Here is a 16603-nt window from a genome sequence, read left to right on the forward strand (position 1 = left end):
AACCACCTTTCTATTCAAATTCATTCTCGGCTCGGATGACGTTGCAAACCGCTGCAGTGTTCCGATAGATGCTTCATCAACGTTTCTTTCGCGGCGGATGCATCCGCTTGCTGGGAAAGACCCGTCAGATAAGCCAAGGCGTCATTCCACGTTTTTAGCGAAAAGGCTTCCGAAGGAATATGTAAAAGCTCCCTGGACAGATGGAATTGCTCCCATGGGCTGAGATACCGCAAATCCGACAGATACCCACATCCGGCCTTCTGGGCCAAGCACTCCAACAATTCTACCGACCATCTTTCTTCCACTTTATTCACCTCCTGTCATTTCAAAGGGAATATCCTAACCACAAACTTTCCTTTTCTGAACGATTCAATTACCGCAGAATAATGATTCTGGGGTAATCGTTACTGCTTCTAGGAAGAAAATTATTATTTTAATCAACTAAGGGCGTTCTGACAGGCATAAAAAGCAGACCTGCGCACATATTTCGCGGTGCAGGTCTATTTTTCGTATTTATTTTGCTGTTCTATATGTAATAAATGGTTGAAAATCTGCTCTGATACACTTATAATAGAGCTAATCAGTTCTACTTGTAACTGAGCAAGGGGGCCATGGAACCACAGAATCATTATTCCGTGGTGCTATGAGATCAGATGCATCCGCTGTAAGGTTCGCTCATGTTCCCGTGTGCCCATAGCTACATAGATACGCGTGGTGTCCACGGAGGCGTGTCCTAAAATATCCGCAAGATATGCCAGATTCTTTTTGATGGCATAATAGCATTTTGCAAACAAGTGCCGCAAATTGTGGGGAAAGACCTTTTCAGGATTTACCCGCGCCGCCCGGCACAGCTTTTTCATATCATGACAGATATTGCTTCGATCTAAGGGCTTTCCGGTACGGGTGCAGAACAGATACCCCGTTCGGATGCCTTTTTCTTTGGCATAGGCGTTCAATTTCCGGCACAGCTCTTTTGTCAAGAGAATGGTGCGGATTTTGCCTTTCATGCGGATTTCCGCTTTTCCTTTGTGCAATGCCTCCACAGTCAGAAAGGAAAGCTCACTGACCCGGATTCCGGTGGTGCAAATGGCAAGCATCACATGATACAGGCGGCTGTCCTTTTTCCTTTTGGCAGCGTCTAACAAGCGGTGGTATTCCGCTTCGGTCAAATCTCGGCTGTCATCCACAAATACCGTATGCTGGATTTTCAAAAACCTCACCTTGCAGGCCGCCAGCCCCAGGTAGTCCAGATAGGAATGAATGGCGGACAGCTTGGCATTTACGGTGCGGGCATGGTGGCTCTGTTGCAGTTGCTCTCGATATTCCAGCACCTTTGCTTTTGTAGGTTCTTCCCCCTGTAAAAATGAAAGAAACCAAACCAACTCACGAACATACTTTTGTATGGTTGCGTGAGATTTTTCATGTTCGGTCAAGTAGATGCGGTACTCCCGCAAGATTTCATTGTAATTTTGTTTCATCGTGTTTTACCTCTTCTAAATTGATAGTATGAAAGTAGTATGACAGAATCTTTTATACCGTATTCTCTGCAAAGGTAAAACAAAAGAACGGGTAAGTTTAACGATGTGCTGTAGACACGGACCGTCAAGCGAACGCGTCAAACGGATTCGGCATTTGTTTATCATTTGTTGTATGGAGGCCAAGGGCCTCTTATTTTTTTGCAAATTTTTCTTTCCAAAGCGCTATTTTGCGGGTAGTTTGATGGCTTCTCAGAGTATTAGGAGTGGAGGAAAAGAAAAACAGCAAGCATAGGAAGTGTATTAACACTTCCGAATTTTGCCCCAGCCCGCAAAGCTGGCTTGGTTGCAAAATGCTTGTTGAGGGGACACCCCCAAACCCCCAAAAGAAAGGAGCGGAAACGTGGCAGAACGCAAAAGAAAAATCCCGCTGATCGTCTATGTAACAGAGGATGAACGGGAAACAATACAACGAAAAATGGAGCTTGCCGGGAGCGCAAATAATTTTAGCAGATATGCCCGCAAGATGCTGATTGACGGTTATGTCATACAAGTCGATCACACACCTTTGAAAGAGCTTGCGCGAGAAATTGGCGGTATAGGTCGTAATATCAACCAAATTGCAGCCCGCGCGAACACCACGGGCAATTTGTACGCCGAAGATATACAAGAGATAAAGGAGCGGATGAACGAGGTTTGGCATATTGTGAGATACACCCTATTAAGTCAACGCTAAGAAAAGCACTTGACTATGTCACCAAGCCAGAAAAGACGGACGGCGGGCGGCTGGTGTCCTCCTATGGTTGTACCCCGGAAACGGCAGATGTAGAATTTTTCTACACGATTTCACAAGGCATGAACAAAGGGGACAATCTCGCACACCATATGATACAGAGCTTTGCCCCCGGTGAAGTCACCCCGGAAGAAGCGCACAAGCTGGGGCAGGAATGGGCTGAAAAGGTGTTAAAAGGCAAATATGAATATGTGATTGCAACACATACCGATAGCCGTTGTGTCAATAATCACATTATGTTTTGCGCGACCAATTTTGTCGATCATCACAAGTATATTTCAAATGAGCGCACCCTTGCACAAATACGCCGACTAAGCGACGATCTTTGCCGGACGCATGGTCTGTCTGTGATTGAAACGACGGAACGCAGCGCAAAGAGCAAGAGCGGCAAAGAATATCACGCCGCCCGCGAGGGTCGGGGCTGGAAATCTAAGCTATATCGTCTGATTGATGATACAATTCCCCATGTAAAAACTTTCGATGAATTATTGCAAAGGATATCGGCGGCGGGTTATGAAGTATCGCGGACAAAAAAGGTTTTAAAATTCCGTGCGCCGGGACAAGATAAATTCACACGGGGGCATGACGATTATACTGAAATGCGTATACGGGAACGGATAGCGGGCGGCGCATCACGCAAGCCCCAGCGCGACGACAAGGGTGTAAACCTTGTCATTGATATACAGAATAGCATAAAGGCCCAGCAAAATGAGGGCTATAAACGTTGGGCGAAAGTCTTTAACCTCAAAGAGACCTCAAAAGCTGTTAATTATTTAACGGAGCATAACATTACCGACCGGGAACAGCTTGCCCGCATCGTCAAAGACGCTGCCACAAAATTTGACAAGACCGCCGCCGATCTGCGCGGGATTGAAAAACGCTTGTCTGATGTATTGCTAACCATGAAGCATACAGAGAATTACCGCCGTATGAAGCCGACTTATGACAAGTACCTTGCGGCAAAAAAACAAAGACCGCTATTATTCCGAACATGAAAGCAGCTTAATATTATTTCACGCTGCCAAAAAGGGGCTTGCCGATCTCGGCATTAAGGGTCGCGCCTCGATTCCCGCCGATCTGCATAAGGAGTATGGGAAGTTACAGAATAAAAAAGATAGTCTATACCGATCTTACAGGACGCAAAAAAAGGAAGTTCGGGAGCTTGAAATCATAAAGGCAAACGTGGATAGTCTCTTAGAGCCGCCCCGCCTGGAACGTGAGAGCAAGGAAAAACAGAGATAAAAAAGCGCGGATTTTCCGCGCTTTGCTCAAATTTTCTTATTTTCATCTTCTTTTTTAGATTCAAAGTAAAGGCGATAACTTGAAAGCAAGGTAATTATGCTATCCTTATCAACATGACTTAGAATATCATATAGTAAAGATAATTCCTCCGGTTTGTACTGATCAACTAACAACTTCATAACCGATGCTACCGTTTTATCCTTGCTATAATCAACACGGAAGAAATCTTCAAGTGTGATACCAAAAAATTCGCATATATCGTAAATACTGACTACATACGGACTGCGTTTTTTACATAACAAATCGGATATAAAATGCTCATTATATCCAACCAAATGACTAAGTGCTTTTCTGTTCGTTATTTCATTTTCGGTAAGCAATTCATTAACCCTTTGGGCTACAAATTTCTTTATATATTCTAAACTATCTTCATTCATGTAATCAGTATAATTCAATCATTAGTCTTGCCTTTAACGTAAGTCTCTTTGTTTAAGCTGTTATCGCGTAAAAGTATTGTCCTTTTATGATAATAGGCGTATAATAACAGCAAACCAATCCCAAAGGCGCAAAAGGTGTAGGCTATGTGTACCCACACACCAAAACACTACATATAAACCCACACCCTTTATATACATTTCTAGTCTACACCTGATTGCGCTATCGTTGGGTTAAATCAAGCGGTTTGCAACAAATTTTAATGCGTATTTGTTGCTAATATTTGGCGCGAATATGGGGAATGGAATGACGATTAGGAATCCCCACACCTTTTATTATCATCCATTACCCCTTACGCGCCATGCACATTGAAAAAATAAAATATTGATATGTCGGCGGGGCGCGTCAGTCAGTTCCAAACAAAGAGAGCATAGAATTTCTTGATTTTGAATAAAGACCAAGACCCCTATGTTGTGAAATAAGCATTTTTGCTGAAACTTGGTGTCCCGCGAGACGTATCATAATGTTTAAATACAAAAAGCGGGTATTGAAATACCCGCAAAGAAGCAAACGACTTTGCTATTTTTTATTTAGTTCTTTGGCTATCCCCAGCATATAACGCAACGCTTGTTCATTCAATGATTTTGTTTCTTCGTGAAGTTCGCTAACAAGCGCGGGTTCTTCAATGCTGGTGTCAAAGAAATCTGTAAGACTAACACCTAAATAGTCGCAAATATAGAATAGCAAAGGTATTGAGGGTAAGGCATTTTTATTTTCAATCCTGTTAATATAGCCCACACTTTGCCCGATTGAAAGGCTCATGTCCCTTTGGGAAACGCCTTTCCTTGATCTCAATTTTGATATACGATCACCTATAAAATCAATGTCCATATGATACCTGCCTTATTACTCATTATAGGGGATGAAGTACGCAAAAATATCCACTTAAATTATACGTTTTGCTCAATGTGTGTTATTACAGTATTCGTTGCGGCGTTTTTATATAATTTGAGTATATATCGCCGAATCGTCTCGCATTAAAAAGACTACGTGAGACCTGCAAAGAAAAGTCAAGCCGGAAATGAATAAAAAATGAAAGGTAAAAAATGGAACATCAAATAAAACCACCCTGAAATAAGCTGGTAAGCCAAGCAAAAAGAATATGTGGGCTACTGAACCGCCAAACTGCCTAGATGCTCCTTAACCCGTGCGTAGTAGATACGCAGGAACTTGTTGGCTCCTGCCATCATGTAGACGTAATAATGCTTACCCTCGCCGCGTTTTTTGTCAAGATATTGGAATACAGCATCATGAGAGGGCGCGTGTTTGAGCAGGCAGTCCATGACCTGAAAAAGCGTCTTTCTGAGTGAGGAAGAACCTCGTTTGGAAATGCCGGTACTCTGTGCTTCAAAGGCGCCGGACTGGAAAGGCGGTGCGTCGATACCGGCAAAAGCAACCAGCGACTGCTTACGGTTGAAACGTCGCACATCGCCAATTTCAGCCATGAGTTGAGGTCCTAACACATTGCCGACCCCTTGCATAGCCATGACAACAGGAAATTCCGGCAAGCCGGAGGCAAGGGAAAGCATCTGCTGCCGAATCAGAGCCAGCGTTTCCGATAGGGAGTTAAGCTGCGACACAGCTTGAGTAATAAGCTGTTTGGCAAAGGTGCTTCGAGGCAGTGTACTGACTTGTATGCAGGCGAAATCGTAGATGGCAGCGGCCTTAGTGGAAAGAAAGTTGTAACCTGTTCTTTTGCACCATTTTTGATAGCGCTGGGTAAAAACGTTTTTGGAAAGGCTGTTGACGCATTCAAAATGCCAAAATTTACCCACGAAGTCAATCCATTTTTCGTGACCGTCCCCCTTGCGGGGCGGGCTGGAGAACAGCATGTTGACACTCGGAAAGGTTTGGTCAAGCAAAGCGATGAGGCTGTTTTTAAGCATAACACTCTGCTTAACGTACTGGTTGCACTGGCGGGCGCAGGTTTTAAGCATGTGGCGAACGTCTTCTTCCGGCGCATATTGCGGAAGATCAAGCCAATGGCTTAGAGCATAGCTGGCGATTTTAACAGCATCTATCTTGTCCGTTTTGACCCGTCTAAGGGAATTTTGACCGTAGTCATGTACAAGAATAGCATTGACAACGGACACATAGAGGCCGGCTTCGTGCAGATGCCTGGCGACAGGCAGATAGTAATTGCCAGTATGCTCCATAACAATGCGGGTTTCACCGTCCAAACTTTTCAGACGTTCAACCAAACGTCTGAGTTCATGAGCGGTGTGCTGAATTTCAAAAGGTGAAGCAACCACCTCACCGAAGGGACGCAGGATAGCAACCATGCACTTGCCCTTGGAAATGTCGATACCGACAGCGTTCATAAGTATTCCTCCTGATTGATGTATTGTAATCGGTGCCCATCTCTTACCCATTGCCTATTCAATCTACTGAGTGACACGAACGCACGAGTGGTGGCTCTACCTGCAAAACGAACGCTGCAACAAGAGGATGGCTGACTGTCTCACGTACGGGCGTGTAGACCCAAGAAAGGAGTCGTCAGACCAATTACTCCCCTTATTGTAGCTTAGACTATGGGATGGAAAGGCGTATGGCTGGCTGCCATATCCTATCCATAAATTATTGTAGTATGAAAGGAGCGCAAAAAATGATAGAAAATACTGGTTGCAGCTTTATTGATAATTTATCCAACAACGATTATGAACACAATTCCTCATTTTTTTATAAAATAGCCGATGCTTTACGCCACACATTTATGTACCTATATTCTATTGGTATAGAGAGATACACACTTATGGATAACTCTGAAACCAATTTGTATTTTGTACAAATTTTAGAAAACGCCTTATTTGATGCAGAATTGGAAAAGCCAAAGTTATATCTGTTCTCCCCATGCAAAGATTATGTATGGGAAAAGTCTCATGAATCAAAAGCTGTTAAGCTCATTGTCGATGAAGTTGTGTATATCAGGAAAAGAGCGACAAATGACCCCGCTGTCTTTGATATGACGTATCAAGCAGTTATCAATGAATCTGGAATTTTATTCCTCATGGACAAAAACAGGGATTCTGAATATTACAAATATGCCGTAAAGAAAGGAAAAACAATATATCTTTTAAATCCCGTTGATAAGGAATTTACGATTGAAAATGTGCGAGAATCTCGCGGGTGTCGCAACTTGCAAAAAGCGATATTTGCGAATAGCGATATTGAGCGCGAACACGTTGAATATGAAAGGCAATTAGAGCGCGAGGTCGAAAAAGCATTCTTAGTTGAAATGCGAGGGATTTTGCAGCCGAAAATAAGTCATGAGCAGAACAAATTACTTTCAAAACAGCATTACCCCAAAATCGCCAGCATAGATGAAAAATGCAATCTGCTAGATAGCATCATCCAGCTAAACGATGAAACAATCAATCAGCATTATTGGAATTGGAAAAATGAGGATGACATTTTGAATGACCTCTTAGCCGAAGCAACAGACGGGAAACAAGGTAAGATTGAGACAGTCAAGAGCAGAGCGGATAACTATTGGAAGATATTAAAACAGGCAATTTTTGCAAAACAAAGAATAATTGAAAGGAATAAAAGAAAATGAAAGTTATAAACGGGATACCATTTTACAGATTCCGGCATCAGTTGTGCGGGATTTGGTACGACAGCGATATTTCCGATCAGCTAACAACTAATCAAATAGCAGTATTAAGGGACAAAATAGTCACGGCAATCAAAAAGAAAATTGATTTAAATGTTAAAGCCTTCGCCATTCCTTTTTTTAACAAGGCAAATCTCATACCTTTAGAGATTGTCAAAGCAATGCGAAAAGAATATTATCTAAGCATCACGGGAATTTTCCCTTACAATTCATCTATTGACGATGAGCCTATCGAAGATAGGCAGCTTTGGAATGATGCTTACAAATCCTTAGATTTATGCTTTAGTGTTGAGCAAAACCCTAGTAATGGCGGGAACGAAATATATTTAAAGGGCTGCTTGAAACCTGTGGATATCTTATTGTTGTATATGGAGAAATACCAAGTCAACAGACATTTGATCTCATTTATAAAGCAAGTAATGATTATTACTGCAACATGAAAATTGTAACGTTGTAGGTATATAAATCATTCTTTACAGAACAGGTATCATGTATTATTTTAGTCATATAAAGGGGTGATTTTATGAAACAAGATTATGTAACCGATTGTGCGGAGTGCGGCGCACCTTGCCCCGCTGTTTTCAAAATCCCGCTTTGCCACGATTGCGCCGTCAAAAAGACGCGCAAGGATTTTCTAAAATTTGTCGTGTTGCCTGTTGTGCTGGCTCTTTTCCTTTACTGGTTTGCAACCATGATCTTTCAGACCAGCGAACACCGGGTAGCCTATACTTTACTATTTATGGGCGTACCGTATGGCATACGGCGTATGTTCCTTTGGGTTATCCCGGTCGGTTACGGATTAGCCGGAACAATCGGGATATTAGCCCTTAATATCATCGTCGGCGCTGTGATCGGCGTGGTGGTGCTGGTCTACCAGCTTATAAAAGCGGTCGTTTATATTGTCAAAACGATCATTGCCGCCGTCAAGATTGCAGGATATAAAAAGATTGAAATTTTGCAAGCATGATGTACCCCCAATCAAAAGAGCGTGACAGCCGCGAAACCTCGCAAGCTGCCACGCTCTTTACTAATATAATAAAAACACATTGACAAATATCTATGTGTGTTATATATTATATATAGACAGTTATCAATGTGAGGTTTGATATGAAAACAAACTATACGGATTATGCAAATACATTTAAAGCGATTGCCGAACCTACTAGATTGCAAATTATAGATATGCTTTCGTGTGGAGAACTTTGTGCGTGCGTAATTCATGAAAAGTTTGATATTACACAGCCGACCCTTTCCCACCATATGAAAATATTATGTGATAGCGGGATTGTTATTCCACGAAAAGATGGAAAATGGACACACTATTCTTTAAACGAGCAACGTCTAAATGAAATTCGTGATTTTATGAATATGTTGACGGTTACAGAGAAAGCTTGTATTTGCAACGAATAATTTTTTTTGAATAATATATAGACAATCGTCTATATATTAAAGGAGTATGCTTATGGAAGCAAAAACAAATCAAAGCATCGGATTTTTTGAAAAGTATTTGACGGTATGGGTTGTAATCTGTATGGTTGCGGGGATTCTTATTAGTCAATTTCTACCACAGATTCCAACTTTTCTGAATCAATTTGAGTATGCTAATGTATCTATCCCTATTGCACTACTGATTTGGATTATGATTTATCCCATGATGATGAAAGTAGATTTTAAGAGTATAAAAGATGTGGGGAAAAATCCGAAAGGGCTTTTTGTAACATGGGTTACTAATTGGCTGATAAAGCCGTTTACCATGTTTGGTATTGCTGTACTGTTTTTCTATGTGGTGTTCAAAAATTTGATTCCTCCCGAACTTGCAAAGGATTACCTTGCCGGAGCCGTACTTCTCGGAGCCGCGCCCTGTACTGCAATGGTTTTCGTTTGGAGTACACTGACAAAGGGAAATCCTGCATATACCGTGGTACAGGTTGCAACAAACGATCTGATTATTCTTTTTGCTTTCGTACCGATTGTAAAATTCTTGCTAGGCGTAGGCAATGTCGAAGTTCCGTGGGACACGTTATTCTTATCCATTCTACTGTTTGTAGTGATACCGCTCACGGCAGGAATCCTCACAAGGGTATTTATGGTAAAGAAAAAAGGAGTAGATTATTTCAATCAAAAATTTGTGCCAAAATTCAATAATGTTACAGTAATTGGTCTGCTCCTTACGCTTATCATTCTATTTTCGTTTCAAGGACAGACGATACTTGCAAATCCAGTGCATATCCTGTTAATTGCAGTGCCGCTTGTTATTCAGACGTTTTTGATTTTCTTTATCGCGTATTTTGCTTGTAAGCTGTTAAAGCTATCGTTTGACATAGCGGCTCCTGCTGGTATGATTGGCGCATCAAATTTTTTTGAATTGGCAGTAGCGGTAGCAATCGCGCTATTTGGAGCAAATTCTCCAGTCGCACTTGCGACGACGGTAGGTGTATTAGTAGAAGTCCCTGTTATGCTGACGCTTGTAAAAATTGCAAATAAAACTCAACGGTGGTTTCCTGCCGTGAATAGACTATAAAAAATCAAAGGAGTAAAGACATGAGTAATAATAAGAATATGAAAGACGAGATTAAAAAATACTATGGTGGTATTGCAAGCGAGGTAACTACGGGTACAGGGGAAGCTCCCTGCTGTTGCTGTAAGCCCCAAAAAAGCCAAGTATTGTACGACGATGAATATTTAGAGGGATTACCCGAAGAAGCATTGAAAGCATCAATCGGCTGTGCAAATCCAATCTTCTTGGCAAATATCCAGCAAGGCGAAACTGTACTTGATCTTGGTAGCGGGGGTGGAATTGACGTATTGATTTCTGCAAAATATGCAGGTGAAACGGGCAAGGTTTACGGGCTTGATATGACTGACGAAATGCTTCATTTGGCAAATGAAAATAAAGCACGAAGCGGAAAGAAAAATGTTGAATTTATTAAAGGCTACATTGAAGATATTCCGCTTGATGATAATACCGTTGACGTTGTTACCTCTAATTGCGTAATCAATTTAAGTGAAGATAAAAGCGCGGTACTTTGTGAAACATATCGAGTTTTGAAACCGGGCGGTCGTATTGCGATTGCCGATGTTGTGGAGTTAAAGCCTGTAAGGGCAGAGTTGCGAAAAAATGCTCAACTTTGGGTTGGTTGCATTTCTGGTGCTCTTTCGATTGAGACATATACCCAAAAACTGGAAGCGGCAGGATTCAAAAATATTGAAATCACGATAGTGGATTCTTACACAAAAGAGTTTTTGCGTGACTTTGCAACAAATAAGGGCTTGGAATTTGGTCTTTCTGATGAGGACGCAAACGAACTCGACAACGCATTTGCGAGTGCCTATGTAAAGGCTTATAAATAAGACAACAAAAAATAGCGTGACGGCCGCGAAACCTCGCAAGCTGCCACGCTCTTTTTTTGCTGTTATGTTACGCTTTAGACCCCGTTTTTCGGGTGTTTAGGTACAAACACCTTACCTTATGCAAATACGGCTTAAAAAGCCCCTGCTATTAAGAGGTTTTTTCGGCTCTAATGCGTAACATATTATTGCCTTTTTCGCCGCATACGCTCCCGCGCTTGATCGCGCTTAATCTGATTGACACATAAATTACAATACTTAGCTCTGTTGCTGCTCGACTGGAACAATGCGCCGCACTTCGCACAAGGCTTTTGCTTGTCCGGGGTTGAAAGCTCCGCGCAAAGGGTTTTATCAATCGGTAAAACCGCATTTTTGAACCACAAGCACAACATGGACTGTGACGCAATTTGCGGACAGGGTACAGGCTCCCCAGCGTCCAGCGCATCACAATTCCCTTGAACGTAATTGCAACACTCGGCACGGATAAGGACGTTTGCCCGCTTCGTCTGAAAGGGCGTAAACTGTTTCATGCGTCTACTTCCAAATCATCGGCTGGGACAAGACCGGGGGCAAGTTCCAAATATTCGCCGTCCGTCAATCCCTCCAGCTTATGAATTACAGCTTTGAAAACCTCCAGTAATTCCGGGTCGTAAACGTCCTCAGTAGCTGCGTACAAATCGCGTAACAGCCCCGCCCGTGTCCGAATGTCGTAAATGCAAATCAAATTTGTTTCTTCTACTGTGAAATACTCCATATCGTTATACCTCGCGTTCCTTGTTATTTTGTTTTGGTTGCTGTGCTGGACGTTCGCCCCGTGCGACGGATTGTTTATCCTTTTTGAGTTGCGCCCGGATTGACGGTCTTTTCTCGTCTTTGCTGGCAGCGCGGGCTTTGTCTGCCTTATTTGCTTTGATGATTTCCGTAATGGATATCGTTTCCCCAGCTTTAGCCCGCTTTTCCAGTTCGTCAACCGTGGGCGTGTTGTTGATCTGCCCGTCGATCATGTTATAATTTTGTTCCGTGGATTTCTCGGCGGTTTCTAATGGATTGATCGGGGTTTGCCGCTGCTCCTGTAACAATGTCATAAAGTCCGGCACTTCGGTAAAACCGAATCTATCCACATAATAAGCCTTTTCCATACCGTCGCGCTGGGTAACGATCACGTCCGAAACAGATAGCGAATGCCCTATGAAGTTTTCAGGGCGATAAAGGTTGAACCGAACATAAATATCTTCAAGGGTTTTGTCTTTGGGAAACTCGCCGTTATATAGATAGCGGTAATTTGCAGGGTCAACCGCCACGCCGTCGGCTCGTAGGCTGTTTAGCGAGATAAAGCCGTATTTTTCTGTTGCCTTGTCTGTAAGCTGGTAAATAGAAAAAGTGTCCTTGTTCTCGATTAGCCCCGGGGCTTTTTCGCTCTCTTGCGTTTGCTCCATGTTGAGCGTCGCAATCTGCGCGTCAACGTCCGTTATAATCTCTGCCGCCGTTTTACGAATAACGTTAAGGGACGCTTTCAATTCGGCGGTTTCCTTTCCGCTGCTCCACCCTGCAACATAGCCAAATGAATAACTTGATGTGTCCAGCCCGTAATGTTGACAAACACAATATGCCACACTTTCGGCTTGTACTTCCCTGGTTTGCTTGTCATATGGTAGCTTTTGCTTATCTTCCGTTGTCTTTAAATCTAGGTCGTGCAGCTTGGCGTGTGAAATTTCATGTATAGTGGTCTTAATCGTCTGTGCTTCGCTCATATCTTTTTTAATCGCAATTCGTTTATCCGCAAAGCTGTAATAACCGTTTGCGCTGCCCTCAATCGTTTCAAAATCAATAGGAACAGGCGATACTTTTTCCAGCGCATCAAAAAACCGCTTATAGTTTGGGACTTTACCGCTAAGCATACTCATGGGAATTTCGGGTAATTCTTTGCCGTAGGTTTGCGAAACGTCGAAAACCGTAACGGTATGATAGCCGATCATTTCCTTTTCGACCGTTTCCTTTACGGGTTTTCCGTCGCTGCCGATCACTGGCTTACCTGTCTTGGGGGCGGTTTTGTTTTCTTTTTCTAATACCTTAAACTTTGTAGGGGCAATGATTTTAAGACCCTTTTGTCCTTTTATAACGTGCCGATCAAATTTCTTTTCCCATGCGCGGAAACCCGCTACATGAGAAGCATCTGGCTTTTGCAGGAATATGAGCATACTATTGTTTATGGAATAATCATAAAACTTTGACATCGTGCTAAGATATTCTTTAAATTGGTCTGATTCAAAGATTTCCTTTACGCCCTGTTCCAGCTTGTCGGTAATCTCCTGCATCTGCTCTTTTCGGGTATGTGTTTCAAAAACAATAGGCGCGGGTGAATGCCCTGCGCCTATCACTTCATTATTTTGTGCTTCGCTCAAAATTATACTCCTTTCGTGTTTTTGGGGGGTTTGGGGGCTTGCCCCTCAACAAGCACTTTGCCCCGCCCAGCTTCGCGGGCCGGGGCAAAGTTGGAAGTGTGTTAATACACTTCCTATGCTTGTTAAGATACCAATTCCCGGATATTAACTTTTGAAAACCTTGCCTTTATGCTCAAATTCCAGCCTAAAATTGACGTACTTGCCGCCCGTGTCCGCAAGGATAATCTGCGCGTCATATGTTTTTCCAGTCTTTGGGCTATAAAGGTTCTTTGCCTTAACTCGCCCGGACTTCAAAAGCTCCGTTGCCATTCGAGGAGTAAGGCTTGTTTTTTTGTCCCGGAAAAATTTATCATTCTTCCACATGACAAAGCCACAATCCTTATTTGCACAATAAAAGTTTGTGCGGCTCTCGTGGACGTTGCCACCGCAACGGGGACAAATGCCGATGACGGGTTTATCAAACTGAAAACGGCTCCGCTGGTCGTTTGTCACTTCGGGGACTGTTTCGACCAGTTCCCGGACATATCCCGCGATACTGTCCATAAACTCGGCAGCTCCGCTTTTGCCCCGTGCGATCTCTGTTAAGGTGTTTTCCCATTCTGCCGTAAGTTTTGGGGACGTGAGTTTTTCGGGCAATACGGATATAAGGGCTGTGCCGCGCTCGGTCGGGATAATCTGTTTTCCTTTGCGACTGGCAAATCCTTTTTGCACCAGCTTTTCGATCACGCCCGCACGGGTCGCCGGGGTTCCCAGCCCGCGCCGTTCGGCTTCGGGGTCTGTGTCCTCGTTCCCGGCTCGTTCCATTGCGGCAAGTAATGTGTCCTCTGTGTAGGGCTTCGGTGGGGCTGTCCAGCTTTCGGACGTGGACGCTTGCACTTCTAAAAACGTCTGCCCCTCGACAAGCTGGGGCAACGGCGGCATTTCGGTTTCCTCGTCATCGGATTTCTCTTTTATGCTGTTTTTAAAAGCCTTTTCAACCGCTTTCCAGCCCTCGGCGGTCACGGCTCTGCCTTTCGCGGCGAACGCATGACCCGCGCAATCAAATTCAGCGGTAACAGCTTCAAACATATGCGGGTCGCTAACCGCGCACGCTAGGCGGGCAGATATCAGATATAAAATGTTTCTTTCCCCGTCTGGCAGGGGGGTAAGGTCTGCGATTCCCACTTGCAGGGTTGGGATGATTGCGTGGTGGTCTGAAACTTTTTTGTCGTTGACGGTCTGTGTAACGTTGGGCTTCAGTTCGTCCCGAATTGCTTCAGCAAATGGCAGCTTCAAAACCACCTTGACGATCTCGGCGGCTGTGTCTGTCATATCAAGCGTCAAATACTGGCTATCCGTGCGCGGGTAGGTTGTCAACTTTTTTTCGTACAGGTTTTGAATATAATCAAGCGTCTGCTGTGCCGTATATCCAAATATACGGTTTGCGTCCCGCTGCAAGCTGGTAAGGTCGTACAGCTTCGGCGGGCGGGCCGTCTTGCTCTCGGAAATGAGGGAACGTAAAACGGCTTGCTGTTTGTCGCAAGCCGCCGTTATCCTTTCCGCTTCTGCCGGGTCGAATGTTTTTGCGCCCGTTGCGTCGATCTCGCCGCACTGGATATGCGGAACGTAATATTTTTCCTTTACAAAGTCCCTGATCTGCTCGGCCCGCTGCGTTATCATGGCAAGGGTTGGGGATTGAACGCGCCCCACATTCAGCGAACCGTTATATAGGGCAGAATATAACCGGGTTGCATTGATACCTACCAACCAATCAGCTTTAGAGCGGCACAGCGCGGAAGCGTAAAGATCGTCGTATTCCGTGCCGTCTTTGAGCGCGTCAAATCCCTGCTTGATTGCGCTATCTTCCATTGACGAAATCCACAAGCGGGAGAACGGTTTTTTACAGCCTGTTTGCTTGTAGACCAAACGGAAAATAAGCTCACCCTCGCGCCCGGCGTCTGTCGCGCAAATAAGGCTTTCGACATCTGCCCGCCGCATAAGTTCTTTTAATATAGCAAACTGTTTTTGCTTGGCTTTTGAAATCACGTAATGCCATACGTCCGGGATGATCGGTAAATCCTCCTTTGTCCACTTGGAATATTTCGGGTCATACACTCCGGCGTGGGCTGGCTCCACCAAATGACCAACGCACCACGAGACCAGATAACCGTTTCCCTCGCAATATCCGTCTTTTACTTCTTTCGCACCGATCACGTTTGCAATCGACCGCGCGACACTTGGTTTTTCCGCAATTACTAATTTCACTCGCTATCCTCCTGATCGTTTTTGGTTTCGTCCTCGAAGTCGTCCGGGTCGTTTTCATCCTCAAAATCGTCTGCGTAGTCCTCGATATCGTCCATACTGCCCAACGCTTGTTTTGCCTTGCGCTTCTTAACCGCAAATGCGATCACGCCCACCAAAGCAATCACAACAACCACACCGATCATCATAATAGTATTATTACTGGCGGGTTGTTGTTCCGGCTCGGCTGTGGGTGCCGGATTTTCAGCTTGTGCGCTTGCCGATGCTTCGGATGACGGCTCTGTGGTAGGGGTCGGCTGCGTCGTTGCCCCGCCAAAAATATTTTTTTCCTGCTCGTCCTCGGTAAAGTTCAAAAGGTCGTTTTCCGTTACTTCGGTAAGCAGGAAAACATTATCAGACGTTTTCTTATTGTCCACGATCAAATAGAACACTTTGCCGCTCTTGGTTTCAATCGTGAAAAATTCTTTTTCCGGGGCTTCGTCTTTGTCCGTAGAGCTACCGCCGCCGTCCTGCTCCGCGCTGGTCGTGCTTGCCGTCGCCGTGCTGGGTGGGGTTGCGCTGTGGGCTGTTGTCTCTGCCGTCGCCGTTGGTATCGGCTCCGCGGTTGGCGTTCCTGCCGCGGGGTCGTCCGCTTGGGCGGCTGCCACTGTCGGCATTGCAAGCATGGCAATGATAACGATAATAAGCACCAGCAAAATATTGATTGTGATTCTATGTTTTCTTTTCATCCTCATACGTTAGTTTCCTCGCTTTCATCATGTGCCGGGGTTTCCGGCTGGTCGTCTTTCATTTTTGGGGTTTTCTGTTTTTGCAAAAAACGCCGTAATTCGTCCGGGGTCATTTTGATTGCCCGCACTGCCTGTATAATTTGCAAATTTTCTTCCTGCGTTTTTTGCTGCTCCAAATTCTTTAGCTTCTTTTGTGCGCTCACGATCTGCGCCTTTGTCTTGTCGATTTCTTTAATAATTTTGTCGATCTTGTCCATTGTGTTCCT

At 44.2% G+C, this 16603-nt stretch carries 19 protein-coding genes; 8 read left to right on the forward strand and 11 right to left on the reverse strand.

All coding sequences use genetic code 11. The features are described 5' to 3' along the window. Positions 1–20: 20 nt before the first annotated feature. The gene (locus B1H56_RS06950; protein WP_066523730.1) at positions 21–305 is read right to left on the reverse strand and encodes a hypothetical protein; all 285 of its coding nucleotides are present in this window, start codon (positions 303–305) and stop codon (positions 21–23) included. Between the two features lie 336 nt (positions 306–641). Next, the gene (locus B1H56_RS06955; protein WP_002573990.1) at positions 642–1478 is read right to left on the reverse strand and encodes a tyrosine-type recombinase/integrase; all 837 of its coding nucleotides are present in this window, start codon (positions 1476–1478) and stop codon (positions 642–644) included. Positions 1479–1878: 400 nt separating this feature from the next. On the opposite strand from B1H56_RS06955, the gene B1H56_RS06960 reads away from it, so the two are divergent. After that, the gene (locus B1H56_RS06960; RefSeq protein ID WP_066523729.1) at positions 1879–2211 is read left to right on the forward strand and encodes a plasmid mobilization protein; all 333 of its coding nucleotides are present in this window, start codon (positions 1879–1881) and stop codon (positions 2209–2211) included. After that, positions 2172–3263: a relaxase/mobilization nuclease domain-containing protein gene (locus B1H56_RS06965; protein WP_330383178.1), complete on the forward strand. Its 1092-nt coding sequence runs from the start codon at positions 2172–2174 to the stop codon at positions 3261–3263. Before B1H56_RS06960 ends, B1H56_RS06965 begins: the two co-directional genes overlap by 40 nt. A gap of 273 nt (positions 3264–3536) precedes the next feature. Here the strand turns inward: B1H56_RS06965 and B1H56_RS06970 are convergent, their stop codons facing one another. The 3 genes from B1H56_RS06970 to B1H56_RS06980 form a co-directional block, all read right to left on the reverse strand. After that, on the reverse strand, positions 3537–3965 hold the full coding sequence (locus B1H56_RS06970; protein WP_066523727.1) for a helix-turn-helix domain-containing protein: 429 nt from the start codon (positions 3963–3965) through the stop codon (positions 3537–3539). 559 nt (positions 3966–4524) lie between these two features. Further along, a complete protein-coding gene (locus tag B1H56_RS06975; RefSeq protein ID WP_066523725.1) occupies positions 4525–4836 on the reverse strand; it encodes a helix-turn-helix domain-containing protein in 312 nt (103 codons plus the stop codon). 278 nt (positions 4837–5114) lie between these two features. Beyond that, positions 5115–6326: an IS110 family RNA-guided transposase gene (locus tag B1H56_RS06980; RefSeq protein WP_066523776.1), complete on the reverse strand. Its 1212-nt coding sequence runs from the start codon at positions 6324–6326 to the stop codon at positions 5115–5117. 284 nt (positions 6327–6610) lie between these two features. Between B1H56_RS06980 and B1H56_RS06985 the strand changes: the two genes are divergently transcribed. The 6 genes from B1H56_RS06985 (at position 6611) to arsM (ending at position 10969) form a co-directional block, all read left to right on the forward strand. Further along, on the forward strand, positions 6611–7561 hold the full coding sequence (locus B1H56_RS06985) for a hypothetical protein (protein ID WP_066522989.1): 951 nt from the start codon (positions 6611–6613) through the stop codon (positions 7559–7561). Then, positions 7558–8058 carry a hypothetical protein gene (locus B1H56_RS06990; RefSeq protein ID WP_066522988.1) on the forward strand — a complete coding sequence of 167 codons (501 nt, stop codon included), beginning with the start codon at positions 7558–7560 and terminating at the stop codon, positions 8056–8058. Before B1H56_RS06985 ends, B1H56_RS06990 begins: the two co-directional genes overlap by 4 nt. Positions 8059–8141: 83 nt before the next feature. After that, positions 8142–8585 carry a DUF6050 family protein gene (locus tag B1H56_RS06995; RefSeq protein WP_242861811.1) on the forward strand — a complete coding sequence of 148 codons (444 nt, stop codon included), beginning with the start codon at positions 8142–8144 and terminating at the stop codon, positions 8583–8585. Positions 8586–8725: 140 nt separating this feature from the next. After that, the gene (locus tag B1H56_RS07000; protein WP_074025738.1) at positions 8726–9028 is read left to right on the forward strand and encodes an ArsR/SmtB family transcription factor; all 303 of its coding nucleotides are present in this window, start codon (positions 8726–8728) and stop codon (positions 9026–9028) included. 52 nt (positions 9029–9080) lie between these two features. Then, complete coding sequence (gene arsB, locus B1H56_RS07005; RefSeq protein ID WP_066522985.1) at positions 9081–10139, forward strand: ACR3 family arsenite efflux transporter; 1059 nt, start codon at positions 9081–9083, stop codon at positions 10137–10139. A gap of 20 nt (positions 10140–10159) precedes the next feature. Next, on the forward strand, positions 10160–10969 hold the full coding sequence (gene arsM / locus B1H56_RS07010) for an arsenite methyltransferase (RefSeq protein WP_066522983.1): 810 nt from the start codon (positions 10160–10162) through the stop codon (positions 10967–10969). A 182-nt stretch (positions 10970–11151) separates the two neighbouring features. Here the strand turns inward: arsM and B1H56_RS07015 are convergent, their stop codons facing one another. The 6 genes from B1H56_RS07015 to B1H56_RS07040 form a co-directional block, all read right to left on the reverse strand. After that, complete coding sequence (locus B1H56_RS07015) at positions 11152–11496, reverse strand: cysteine-rich VLP protein (protein WP_066522981.1); 345 nt, start codon at positions 11494–11496, stop codon at positions 11152–11154. After that, positions 11493–11720 (reverse strand): transposon-transfer assisting family protein, encoded by a 228-nt coding sequence (locus tag B1H56_RS07020; protein ID WP_066522979.1) that lies wholly within the window; start codon positions 11718–11720, stop codon positions 11493–11495. Before B1H56_RS07020 ends, B1H56_RS07015 begins: the two co-directional genes overlap by 4 nt. 4 nt (positions 11721–11724) lie before the next feature. Next, positions 11725–13281 (reverse strand): YodL domain-containing protein, encoded by a 1557-nt coding sequence (locus B1H56_RS07025; RefSeq protein WP_082771023.1) that lies wholly within the window; start codon positions 13279–13281, stop codon positions 11725–11727. Positions 13282–13512: 231 nt separating this feature from the next. Then, complete coding sequence (locus B1H56_RS07030; RefSeq protein ID WP_066522977.1) at positions 13513–15612, reverse strand: DNA topoisomerase 3; 2100 nt, start codon at positions 15610–15612, stop codon at positions 13513–13515. Beyond that, positions 15609–16343 carry a CD1107 family mobile element protein gene (locus B1H56_RS07035; RefSeq protein WP_066522976.1) on the reverse strand — a complete coding sequence of 245 codons (735 nt, stop codon included), beginning with the start codon at positions 16341–16343 and terminating at the stop codon, positions 15609–15611. The genes B1H56_RS07030 and B1H56_RS07035 overlap by 4 nt, the downstream gene beginning before the upstream one ends. Further along, positions 16340–16594, reverse strand: a complete 255-nt coding sequence (locus B1H56_RS07040) for a DUF4315 family protein (protein ID WP_066522974.1) — start codon at positions 16592–16594, stop codon at positions 16340–16342. The genes B1H56_RS07035 and B1H56_RS07040 overlap by 4 nt, the downstream gene beginning before the upstream one ends. Between the last annotated feature and the right edge of the window lie 9 nt (positions 16595–16603).

The sequence above is a fragment of the Christensenella minuta genome, assembly GCF_003628755.1.
Lineage (GTDB): Bacteria > Bacillota > Clostridia > Christensenellales > Christensenellaceae > Christensenella > Christensenella minuta.

Bases quoted from the DNA above. Each gene is read 5' to 3' on its own strand.
- B1H56_RS07020 (WP_066522979.1), bottom strand. From the start codon at position 11,720: ATGGAGTATTTCACAGTAGAAGAAACAAATTTGATTTGCATTTACGAC.
- B1H56_RS06955 (WP_002573990.1), bottom strand. From the start codon at position 1,478: ATGAAACAAAATTACAATGAAATCTTGCGGGAGTACCGCATCTACTTG.
- B1H56_RS06990 (WP_066522988.1), top strand. From the start codon at position 7,558: ATGAAAGTTATAAACGGGATACCATTTTACAGATTCCGGCATCAGTTG.
- B1H56_RS06985 (WP_066522989.1), top strand. From the start codon at position 6,611: ATGATAGAAAATACTGGTTGCAGCTTTATTGATAATTTATCCAACAAC.
- B1H56_RS07025 (WP_082771023.1), bottom strand. From the start codon at position 13,281: ATGCAGGAGATTACCGACAAGCTGGAACAGGGCGTAAAGGAAATCTTT.
- B1H56_RS07035 (WP_066522976.1), bottom strand. From the start codon at position 16,343: ATGAGGATGAAAAGAAAACATAGAATCACAATCAATATTTTGCTGGTG.
- arsB (WP_066522985.1), top strand. From the start codon at position 9,081: ATGGAAGCAAAAACAAATCAAAGCATCGGATTTTTTGAAAAGTATTTG.
- B1H56_RS06980 (WP_066523776.1), bottom strand. From the start codon at position 6,326: ATGAACGCTGTCGGTATCGACATTTCCAAGGGCAAGTGCATGGTTGCT.
- B1H56_RS07000 (WP_074025738.1), top strand. From the start codon at position 8,726: ATGAAAACAAACTATACGGATTATGCAAATACATTTAAAGCGATTGCC.
- B1H56_RS06975 (WP_066523725.1), bottom strand. From the start codon at position 4,836: ATGGACATTGATTTTATAGGTGATCGTATATCAAAATTGAGATCAAGG.
- B1H56_RS06995 (WP_242861811.1), top strand. From the start codon at position 8,142: ATGAAACAAGATTATGTAACCGATTGTGCGGAGTGCGGCGCACCTTGC.
- arsM (WP_066522983.1), top strand. From the start codon at position 10,160: ATGAGTAATAATAAGAATATGAAAGACGAGATTAAAAAATACTATGGT.
- B1H56_RS07015 (WP_066522981.1), bottom strand. From the start codon at position 11,496: ATGAAACAGTTTACGCCCTTTCAGACGAAGCGGGCAAACGTCCTTATC.
- B1H56_RS07040 (WP_066522974.1), bottom strand. From the start codon at position 16,594: ATGGACAAGATCGACAAAATTATTAAAGAAATCGACAAGACAAAGGCG.